This is a genomic window from Deltaproteobacteria bacterium CG11_big_fil_rev_8_21_14_0_20_49_13 (assembly GCA_002796305.1).
In the GTDB taxonomy this organism is placed as follows: Bacteria; UBA10199; UBA10199.
The window spans coordinates 23,152-33,309 of the sequence record PCWZ01000010.1 but is presented as its reverse complement, the minus strand read 5'-3'; the positions used below and the strand labels follow the sequence as shown (position 1 = coordinate 33,309).

Annotated in this window: 9 protein-coding genes and 1 pseudogene (1 of these 10 only partly in view); 9 read left to right on the top strand and 1 reads right to left on the bottom strand. The window is 47.8% G+C overall.

Features of this window, described 5'->3' with window-relative positions; genetic code table 11:
* The first annotated feature begins 295 nt into the window (after positions 1-295).
* The 7 genes from COV46_00630 (at position 296) to COV46_00600 (ending at position 8,025) form a co-directional block, all read left to right on the top strand.
* The gene (locus COV46_00630) at positions 296-619 is read left to right on the top strand and encodes a hypothetical protein (GenBank protein PIR18331.1); all 324 of its coding nucleotides are present in this window, start codon (positions 296-298) and stop codon (positions 617-619) included.
* A 245-nt stretch (positions 620-864) separates the two neighbouring features.
* Entirely contained in the window at positions 865-1,200 is a 336-nt protein-coding gene (locus COV46_00625) for a hypothetical protein (protein PIR18330.1), read from the top strand.
* Positions 1,197-2,123 carry a hypothetical protein gene (locus COV46_00620; protein PIR18329.1) on the top strand — a complete coding sequence of 309 codons (927 nt, stop codon included), beginning with the start codon at positions 1,197-1,199 and terminating at the stop codon, positions 2,121-2,123. Before COV46_00625 ends, COV46_00620 begins: the two co-directional genes overlap by 4 nt.
* A 14-nt stretch (positions 2,124-2,137) precedes the next feature.
* The gene (locus COV46_00615; GenBank protein PIR18328.1) at positions 2,138-3,592 is read left to right on the top strand and encodes a hypothetical protein; all 1,455 of its coding nucleotides are present in this window, start codon (positions 2,138-2,140) and stop codon (positions 3,590-3,592) included.
* 18 nt (positions 3,593-3,610) lie between these two features.
* Positions 3,611-5,587 (top strand): hypothetical protein, encoded by a 1,977-nt coding sequence (locus COV46_00610; protein ID PIR18327.1) that lies wholly within the window; start codon positions 3,611-3,613, stop codon positions 5,585-5,587.
* Complete coding sequence (locus COV46_00605; protein ID PIR18326.1) at positions 5,577-7,547, top strand: hypothetical protein; 1,971 nt, start codon at positions 5,577-5,579, stop codon at positions 7,545-7,547. Before COV46_00610 ends, COV46_00605 begins: the two co-directional genes overlap by 11 nt.
* Positions 7,548-7,623: 76 nt before the next feature.
* Positions 7,624-8,025 carry a hypothetical protein gene (locus COV46_00600; GenBank protein ID PIR18325.1) on the top strand — a complete coding sequence of 134 codons (402 nt, stop codon included), beginning with the start codon at positions 7,624-7,626 and terminating at the stop codon, positions 8,023-8,025.
* A 146-nt stretch (positions 8,026-8,171) separates the two neighbouring features.
* Here COV46_00600 and COV46_00595 read toward each other — a convergent pair whose 3' ends face one another.
* Entirely contained in the window at positions 8,172-8,459 is a 288-nt protein-coding gene (locus COV46_00595) for a hypothetical protein (GenBank protein PIR18324.1), read from the bottom strand.
* A gap of 226 nt (positions 8,460-8,685) precedes the next feature.
* Here COV46_00595 and gap point away from each other — a divergent pair, with 226 nt between their 5' ends.
* Together gap and pgk are read left to right on the top strand one after the other, a co-directional pair.
* Positions 8,686-9,690: a type I glyceraldehyde-3-phosphate dehydrogenase gene (gap, locus tag COV46_00590; GenBank protein ID PIR18323.1), complete on the top strand. Its 1,005-nt coding sequence runs from the start codon at positions 8,686-8,688 to the stop codon at positions 9,688-9,690.
* Positions 9,691-9,703: 13 nt separating this feature from the next.
* A pseudogene (gene pgk, locus COV46_00585) lies at positions 9,704-10,158 on the top strand (phosphoglycerate kinase) (it continues 667 nt past the right edge of the window).

Here is a 10,158-nt window from a genome sequence, read left to right as displayed (position 1 = left end):
CAACAATGTATTCATCATTTTTTACTTACCCAAAAATGTTATGAGCCTATCGGCATAAATGCCCTCAAATCACCCACTCATATCCGCGAAGACCCTAAAGAGGATAAGGTATATATTGGATAGAGAATGGAGGGAGTTGAAGAAAGTTATCCACACCCCACGCGCACCGGCCACCTTCGGCGCCGGCGCGTGAGGTATGGATAACTCACTCGTTCGCCGAATATAAAAAATAGGCACAGAGGCCGACCAACCTGATAAAGGGATAGTTGATTAAACAAACCTACAGGAGGTCAGCATGTGCCCGATAGAATATTACATGATGTTGCGAAATTATAAAGACCCAAAGCAGTTAAGGTTGAAGCTGGTACTATATGCAGACGAGCGCGGTAAAAAGGCCGCAGCTCGCCGTTTTGCCACCACTGTCAGCACTGTACGTAAGTGGCATGGACGATGGAAGATTAAAGGACTTGCCGGACTGGAGGAAATGTCCCGTCGTCCGCACAACTGCCCCAACGCCGTATCTCAAGAGGTTAGGAAGCATGTTATAGCGATCAGGAAGGGCAAAAAGACGCTATCTATCTCCAGCCATTACTCAGCTTCCTCCTGTCTTTTTAGATGAACTCGTGTATGCTAAATCCACTCAGGGGGATACGATGTCTGTTCCGAGTTCCAACCTTTTCGCAACCTTTTCTTGACAAAAGCCGCATAAGAGAATAGGGCGGATAAAAGAAGTCGCATTAGTCAACATGGGGGAGAGATGATTGTTGAGCTAATCCATCGACGTTTCACGGTTATAAGAATCGCGCATAATATCTTTCCCCAAATTTCAATCCAAAAAAATCCAATAAAAAACAAGGGGGAGATATGGCAGACAAAGAGGTAAAGCTCCAACTCGGATGCAGAGAATTCGCTTATGAAAGCGATGGTCTATGGAAGAGTCGCGACGGTTTTACAGCCAAGAGATATTACGGTCAGATAGCCGTAACAGATGCCGCCGGTAATTATATCGTAAAGGACATTCCCTCCGACGTAGAGAAATATTCTTCCGTCTATATCGAGAATAACGAAGCCAAAACGGTCCATCTCTTTGTAAAGGAAAGTGGCAAAGATGCCGGCGGCAAGACGCTGGATGATTATAAGAAAGAATTGAAGTGTTCTGATGAAATACCGCCATTTGAACATTTGAACCTGGTAGTTTGATCGAAAGTCTCGAAAGCCTTATATCCAATCCGGCATTGGGCGCAGCATGGCGGCTTTCCCCTCCGCCGGCAACGCTAACACCGGCAGAAGCGGGTGGTAGAACTGACTTAGGCGATAGAACGTTAACTCCGTTAGCGGAGGGCGTACCGCCGCCACTAACCATCAAAACAGCCTTTGCAATATTGGATGATGTTGAGATTGAACTTAACGATTTATTGAAAGAGCTTGTTGAAAAAGATGACATTGCGCCGCGGGCAGATACGGTATTAAAAGATGTGATCGATAAATTTAAACTCGTGGAATCAGCGCGCGGGAGTGAAGAAGAGATAGAACCACTGCAGAAAAAATTTGACAAGTGCGTTGAGCAGTTAGCGCTGGTGAAGAGAGCGATCGATTCAAGGAAGGTGCACGATAAGATCAATTTACATTTTGGGGTGGATTATCTCGGCATTTTCAATAACGATTACGGTCTCGTTAAAGTTGCTTTGGGTGTAGATATCCCGCTATGGCATCGGCTCATAATTACACCGCAGTTTGGAGTGGTGCTTAGCACTTCCATATCGGAAGGAGATCAACATTGGCATACAGACCCCGCTACCGGCGAAACAAAGATCAAAAGAGAAAAAGGGGTAGCTGGCGGCTATGCAGGAGGACTTGGTGTTGGCGTTCTAGCGTACCGCAGCGCAGGAGTTTCGCTATTGATCGGCGCTGAAGGTCTTATGGGGCAAGTTAATGAACTTAAGGAAACATTTGGTTTAGCGTTGGGAAAACTGGAATTACGGCTTTTCCCTTCTACGGCCAATTTTGGTGTAGGACTATCACTGGGCGGTGGAACGTATTGCAGTGTTACAAATAGTGAATGTTATGGCATGTTGCAGACCGGCATCAAATTTTTCCTACCAATCGGTAGAAACATACATTAAAAAAGAGATATCAAATGAGCGAAACAAATATTTTCAGTTATTATGTTGGCGGTCAGTGCTTAAATGAACCGGCGTTTGATCCGTCGCATGAAACCTGTATCCATGAAGAGGCGCTTATTGCTACTCTTCCGCCTGACAGGGGGGCGATTAAGCCGCAGGATGAATTCGTACTAAAAAAGCAAGGCAGAAACAGCGGGTTTAGCTTTTTGGTCGGTTGTGTTGACAATCATACCGACCCTCCGGGGTTCGAAAATCCTGATATACAGCGCATTTCGAACGATCTGGACGGAAGCAGGCCGAACAACAATAGCGTTAATGCGGTGCTTAGCGCAGACGGTCGATTTGCGGCGTTCCAATCGTTTGCCAGCGACCTGATCGACGGTGACAATAACGATCTGTCAGATATTTTTGTATACGATCGAGAGAACAACAGCACCGAACGCGTCAGCGTTGCCTCTGACGGCAATGAATCTGACGGTGGAAGTTATAAACCTTCGATAAGCGCGGACGGCAGATCTGTTTCTTTTACGTCTGTGTCTGGGAATATTGGGTCGGTTAACAATGGCAAGGCTAATATATTTGTCCGCGATAGAGATAAAAAGGAAACTAGAAATGTGAGCGTGTCCTCGTCCGGCGAAGGTGCCAATAATAACAGCTTTGTTTCAAGCATTAGTGCCGATGGCAGATATGTAGCATTTAACTCAAGTGCGACCAATCTGGCGCCCCCCTGCACCAGCGGGATCGACAGTGTTTTTATACACGACCGCCAGTCGAAAAAGACGGTTTGCGCCAGCGTGGCATATGACGGGTGGACCGCGAACGGCGGAAGCGGAGCGCCGTCCATCAGCGGAGATGGCGGATCGGTCGTCTTCGGTTCATGGGCAGACAATCTAGTCGCCTCCAAGGATGAAAACGGATCTTACGATATTTTTATCAGGAATATGGCCGACGGTGCGATAAAAATGTTGAGCGCTGGCGCCAACGGGAACAGCGGGACGCCTCGTATCAGCGCGGATGGTAAAACAGCAGTGTTTTGGTCGCAGGCGACCAATTTAACACCTAACAGCGACAGCGATTGGTGGAAGATCTTTACACTCGATGCAGATAAAGACGCGTACAAAAAGTGCAGTGGCATTGTCACTCATGAAAAATGGAATGAAGGCACCTACTCCAGCAGGATACTTCCGGCAATAAGCGTCGACGGCAGATATGTGGCATTTGATGCCACCGAAGAGTTAACTCCGGATGACACGAATGGTGTGGCAGACGTATTCGTGTGCGATACCGAAAGCGGCAAAACGGCAAGGGTGAGCAAGGCAAAAGACGGTGGCAGAGAAGTGAATGATAATAGCGGATCTCCAGACATCAGCGGTGACGGACGTTTTATATCGTTCCAGACATGGTCATACGGCTCCGAGTTCTATGCCGATTGTTTCATCGCAAAGAATCCGCTGTTTAAAAAACCGTAAAAATGGGGGAGACCGCATATGCCAACCTGCGCCTCATACAATGTCGTCATTCCGAAGGAATCGCCGATATGCGCTCTGTATCTTGAGTTAAATGGAAAGTACGGCGTTAAAGACGAAGATTATGATTCCTACGGATACAGGGCCGTGAACTATAAGAATCCCAAGGAACCGCCTCTTGTAAAAGGAGCGAATGATTGTGAGATAAGGTCGGAGGATGTGCTGGAATTTTCTCTCTCCGGCGCGAACTGGGAGAAATTTCAGGACCCGCTGGAACGACATCTAAAGGCGCCCCTATACTGGTCTTTAAAGGCGGGAGGAAGCCAGAAAGAGATTTCAGATCGTGTGATCGCATCCGTTGATAATGCAAAGGCAAAGATCGACGAGATCCTTATAAAGCTTGGAAAGATACATGGCTCCGATGAGTATAAAAAATTGCTCGCAACTGCGATCAAAAGATATGTTTATTTTCCTACGCATGATGTGTGGCGTTTTCTTTCGCAGAAGAGTAAAGATGATATAATGCGCGCTATGGATGGGCTGAAAACCGCGGGACTGACCGATTTCATAGAATATCTAGTGAAAAATGGGGGATTGGGACTTTACCGCAATAATAGGATCATTCCTACATTGTGGGGTACTACCGGTCTGGAATCGCTTGAGTGGGAAGGCGGCATAGGAGAACAATATCTTTTGTATGGCATATATCACAGGGCGGGACTTGAACCCCAATTTGTTGAGAATGAGACTGTGTTTGAAACCAACGCAACTGCGGATTCTTTCGGACTTAGGTCCACAAGCGATATCGGAGCATTGATCGGCGGCAGGGTCTATTTTCCGGACGGTGATGAAAAAGCTCAAGAGAAAAATTATTATCCCGTTACCCTTAGGCATGTCTTGAGCCTGGCGGCCTATTTCGGGCTCATGAATCGATCGTTCGTGACAGAAAAACAGTTGGATATTTATCAGGCAAGCGGAGAAGCTCAAAGGGCGTTGCAGTATGGAGACGATCTAACATCTTTTTCGTGTAACTTGCGCATTTATGCGGCGGCTCCGTATATGGACAGGGACAATAAAAAGGTTGCGGCGCTTCTATTGAATGTTGATGATACCAGTTCCGCTCCTCCGATCTGTCTTATGTATTTAAGCCTTGCCGCCATATCTGTAGGCGACAATAAACTTGTGGCGGAGTACGTAGATAGGCTCGTCGATTCAGACAATCAAGGCGTCAAGTTTTTCGGCAATATGATGTCCGTCCTATTATCATCCAATGATACCGGTTCAAAAGTAAAAGGCGAGAATGAGCAAAGGCGGAGGCCCATATCGTCGTTCAGGGAATTGCTCGCAAGGGATCCCAAAAATCCGTTTATAATGTTTGCCCTTGGTTCGAAGTTGTTCGATGATGGTGATCTTGTCGAGGCGAGAAAATACTTTGAGAGGGTAGTTGAATTGAGCCCCCACACCGGTTTGGCCTATTTCAACCTTGGAAAGATCAGTTTAATGGAAGGTGATTACAAGAGCGCTAGCGAAATGTTGTTAAAGGGAGTCCAGACCTCTCCGGGACTCTGGGCAAACGATGAAACCATCTACTACCTTGGATATGCCTATGCAATGGCAGGAGACATACCCAAGGCTGTAGACATATTTGGCATATTTACGGCCAAATACAGCTCTGTCACTAAACTTGTGCCAATGGGTATTGATGGGATAGAAGAACTCGACAAGAATTTAAGAGATAGTATGCAAAAATATCCGCTGACCGGAACTGCGGCGATCAAAACCGGCGATATATTCATGAAAGCATATTCCAACATTGGAAACGCAATACTCTTCTTCGGCGAGCTTAAAAAGGCGGAAACGTGTTTGTTGAAAGCGCTGGGATTTGCATCGAAAAGTGAGGACAAAAAAGCCATAAGATCCAATCTAAGCGCGGTTTATAGGCTAGAGGGGGATGCAAAGAGGTCCGAAGAATATCTTGGAGGCAGAGATGGCGATTAAACTGGAATGCGAATCCAAGGAATGGAGGGATGTTTTTAGCGTCCTTTTGAAGGATGGCGTTGTAAAAAATAACGATCGTAAGATGTCATGCGAAGGAATAGCCGATGTCCTCTTTGATAATTACCAAGAGTATCCCGAGCTGATAAAAGAGATGAGCGGTTCTCTCCCGTCGTGGACGATCACCGATAAAGAGGCGCTCAAAAAGCTGGATTCTGCGATATCTCTTCTTCGGGCTATTCTCACCGGGAACGGATTGAAAAACGGGACCGGCGAATTTGATGAGCGTCTTGCTGTCGGGCTTTTTTATTTGGCCTATGTCCCCCTAAAATCGGAATTCGATGCGGGTTCCAAAGATTCATGGGCATGGAATAATATGTCGCAGGATCTTTACCTTAACGGTCTTGATGACTTTGCGGAGTGGCTGGAGGCGAACGGCGGTTTTGGGCTTTCTACAATAAAAGAGGACGCTGATATCGAAACCGATGCGGATACCGTTATAAGGGATCATAAGGGTTTTTGCACCGAGCGTTCAAAGGTCGTATTTGCTTTCTTTGAACATGCGGGATTAAAGCCATTCATGGAGTCTCTGTCTGCCATGGATGTTGAAAAGGCTTGGAGCGAATTCTGGCATTATAAAGTTCCTCTGGTGGAGGGATTGCTTGCCGTTCAGTTCATGGGCCACGCTATCGTCGGTTTAAGATCGAAAAACGGGCGCGTCAGACATTTTGATCCGACCATGTCGTGGAAGGGCAGGGCATCGGACGCGCCGTTTGGAAGATACGCACAGCGCCGGAGTTTAAGGCAGTTCAGGATGTTCGAAAATATGAATCTTCTTGACGATGTGGCAAAAAAAATATCGAAGGCGGTCGAAGAGTGGAGAGATCCTTCTGAATATATAAGGCCAATAGAAAACCTGTATCAAAAAACACGGATGTTAGGTAATAGTAATTTTGAAATGGGATGCGCTTATTATATAAACGCCGCCAATGCGCTTTATTCTGCCAAACGGACAGAAGAGGCTTTAAAGATATTTGATGACGGCGAAAAAGACTGCAGAACCGAACCGCTTTATTTTGTCAAGAGGGCGGCGCTGGGCGATCCGACAGATAATGAGAAGATGGTGGCCGATTTGAAAGAGGCTCTTAAGCTTGACAAGGATAATATCGCCGCGAATATAATGATGGGCGACTTATTGAATAACAAACATAAGCCTGAAGAGGCAATGGCCTATTTCGAACACGCGTTCGCCGTTGACAAATCCGACGTTAATGTGCTTAGCCGCGCCGCGGTGACCGCGCTTTATTCAGGGAATAGAGAAAAGGCGATCGCGCTCCTCAGAAAGGGCGCGGAGATCCAGCCGGCAAATCCGCAGATAAATATGAATCTGGGGCTTTTTAGCATTGAAGATGGGAAATTAGATGAGGTATTCCGGTATCTTTCAAAGGCGTTTGCAGTTAATGGAAATGACCCAGAAATTAACGGCAATATGGCCATACTTAGCGGACTGCGAAATAATGATGAAGATGTGTTATTCTGGCTAAAGCGCAGGTTCGAGCTCGACCCAAAAACAGAGGACCATGTCACGGGGCTCCTTGCACTATACAACAAAAGGAAGATGTGGGGCAAGTCAGTTGAAACTTACGACGGGTTTATCGATGCCAACAAGGTTTCCAAGTTAGCGTTCCAAGGTCCGTTTGTCTTTGAAGACCATGTCCTGCCTAAGGAATTTACTAGGTCAATCTTGACAGAACTGTTGCGTTTTGATGCGTTATGGCACTTGCACTCGGACGAAGGGACGCGGGGTGATATTGCCAAGGGAGTTGAGGGAATAAGGCAACACATGCAGGACCACCAATCAAATGGAGAAGCCGCCGATCATGAGAAGTTTAAGAAAGGGCTAGACATGTTGTCCCCAGAATTCATTAATTCAAAGGAATTTGCGCCCTTGTCCGGTTTTTGAGCAATAGCCTTGATGTCCCATCCGTCGGCACGCTTGGCGACATGGTTATGGCTTAGACTTATGGATGAGATGCAAGATGCGTTTCCAGTTTTTCGGGATCGCTCTCAACAATATGAATGGGAAAATACTTCCTGACAGCATCCATTCCCTCTCCAATACCAATGCCGACAACGATTATCCGCGCATCTATGAGTACGTGAACCCGCTCAAACCGGGAAGAACCGAGCCCGGCTTTCCGACCAATCCCCTGACACGGCCGCTCCTGATCGACGAACTGGACAAAAACCTGCGCGAGGGGGTTGGCGGCGTCCAAGGAATCCGCACCGTCAACGAGCTTCTGAATTTCTGCTGGTCCCGATCGGGCAAGGCCGAGGCCCAGAGCGGCAAGCACGACGACATGGTGATCGCCCTGGGAATCGGGAGATACGTCCGACAACACAGCGTTAGAGAAGTGGATTTCCCAATAATTCTTGCGTGAAAACTATTTTTCGTCGAGCTGCTGCAGATAGTCACCAGCGGGTCCGCTGAACTTATCTGGAGCTTTCTCTGCAATGATTTCCAAAACGTCATATTCCCAGTCGGATCCATCCTGGGCTAACGTATACGCATCGTCAATTAGTATCATCAAACCCTGGTCCGCTTTGGGATAGACACTACCGGTGCATAAAAACGCTGCAGTAGCATATCAGCTGCATCGACGACATGCGGGTTGGTTATGCTGGCAATCTCCTCCAACGATTCCAGATAGACCATCGATTTATCTGGTGCAGGAGCCTTGCTTGGATCCCCAGAGGCTGTGGGCGTTACGGTTTGCAAATGCTTGGCACCGCTCTGATCGTGCCCAAGAATCTCAAGGAGATTGATAACGTGAAAACTGGGTTGGCGGAGAAGTTCAGGCAACTCCGATCGCATCTCATAGCTGGCGGCCAGAGGGATTTATATGCCCTGAATGTAAGGGGCGATCCATAAAGTTATTTGCTTAGGCTTGACTACCTTAACAATTGGTGTATAAACCCGCCGTCTATTTAAAATAAAGCGGCCAACCGGCTGACTTTGCCAGCGGTTAGCCGAGGGGCTTGGGGAAAAACGGCTTCTTAGCCGGTCGTTCCCCTCCATCAGAATAAGGAGGAAAGAATCTATGTCACCCACAAGAATTGCTATCAACGGTTTCGGTCGTATAGGACGCGCCGCTTTAAGGCTTTCCATGAACGACCCGCAGGTGGAATTCGTTGGAATTAATGACCTTTTTGATGTCAAGACGATGGCCCACCTTTTAAAATATGACTCGGTCTTTGGCAGGGCCAACCTCTCTGTCGAGGCCAAAGAGAACGCCCTTGTCGTTAACGGCAAGACCATTCCAGTTACAAAAGAGACCGACCCCTCAAAGCTCCCATGGAAGGCGGACGGCGTTCATGTCGTCCTTGAATGCACAGGCAAGTTTGTGGACCCCGAAAAAGCCAAGGCCCATCTTACCGCCGGCGCCAAAAAGGTCATAATTTCTGCCCCTGCAAAGGGAGAATGCAAGACATTCGTGATGGGCGTCAATCACACCGCATATAACCCCGCTACCGACAATATCGTGTCCAACGCATCATGCACAACTAACTGCATGGCACCCGTAGCCAAGGTTCTTCATGAAAACTTCGGCATCGAGCGCGGTTTCATGACGACCATCCACTCATACACGAACGACCAGCGCGTTATGGACGGCCCTCATAAAGATCTTCGCCGCGCACGCGCCGCGGCTGTCTCTCAGATCCCGACGACGACAGGGGCCGCAAAAGCGGTCGGTCTGGTGCTCCCCGAGCTTAAGGGCAAGCTCGACGGATTTGCGGTAAGGGTGCCTACGCCGGACGTCTCCTGCGTAGACCTCGTCTGCCTCATGAAGAAATCGGTCAAGGCAGAAGAGGTGAACGCGGCGCTCAAAAAGGCTTCCGAATCGACGCTTAAAGGCATTCTTGCCTACACCGAAGAAGAACTAGTCTCCTGCGATTTCATCGGCACCTCTGTTTCGAGCACCGTCGACGCAACGCTGACAAAGACGAACGAGAACCTCGTTAAGGTCCTTGCCTGGTATGACAATGAATGGGGTTTCACCTGCAGGTTGATGGACCTCGCAAAATATATCGGAGAAAAATTGTAACGACCGCAACACCATGACCATAAAATATATAGATGAGCTTTCCATAGAGAACAAACGCGTTTTTATTCGCGTTGATTTCAACGTTTCGATGAAAGACGGAAAGATCAAGGACGATACGCGCATCCGCGCGGCCCTGCCGACCATCGAGTATGCTCTTTCGAAGAACGCCAAAGTCATTCTGGGATCCCATCTGGGGCGTCCAAAAGGAAAGGGTTTCGAAGAGAAGTATTCGATGGAGCCTGTTGCCGAAAGGCTTTCTGAACTCCTCGGAAATAAGAAGGTAATATTCCCTGAAGACTGCGTTGGCGACGCAATAAAAAAGCTCTCTAAGGACATGGAGCCCGGGCAGGTGATGCTCCTTCAAAACTTACGCTTCCATGCCGAAGAAGAGAGAAACGATGACAACTTTTCAAAGCAACTTGCATCTCTTTGCGACATCTACATAAACGATGCCTTCGGAACCTCTCA

Bases quoted from the DNA above. Each gene is read 5' to 3' on its own strand.
- COV46_00630 (PIR18331.1), top strand. From the start codon at position 296: ATGTGCCCGATAGAATATTACATGATGTTGCGAAATTATAAAGACCCA.
- COV46_00625 (PIR18330.1), top strand. From the start codon at position 865: ATGGCAGACAAAGAGGTAAAGCTCCAACTCGGATGCAGAGAATTCGCT.
- COV46_00615 (PIR18328.1), top strand. From the start codon at position 2,138: ATGAGCGAAACAAATATTTTCAGTTATTATGTTGGCGGTCAGTGCTTA.
- COV46_00610 (PIR18327.1), top strand. From the start codon at position 3,611: ATGCCAACCTGCGCCTCATACAATGTCGTCATTCCGAAGGAATCGCCG.
- COV46_00605 (PIR18326.1), top strand. From the start codon at position 5,577: ATGGCGATTAAACTGGAATGCGAATCCAAGGAATGGAGGGATGTTTTT.
- COV46_00600 (PIR18325.1), top strand. From the start codon at position 7,624: ATGCGTTTCCAGTTTTTCGGGATCGCTCTCAACAATATGAATGGGAAA.
- COV46_00595 (PIR18324.1), bottom strand. From the start codon at position 8,459: ATGCGATCGGAGTTGCCTGAACTTCTCCGCCAACCCAGTTTTCACGTT.
- gap (PIR18323.1), top strand. From the start codon at position 8,686: ATGTCACCCACAAGAATTGCTATCAACGGTTTCGGTCGTATAGGACGC.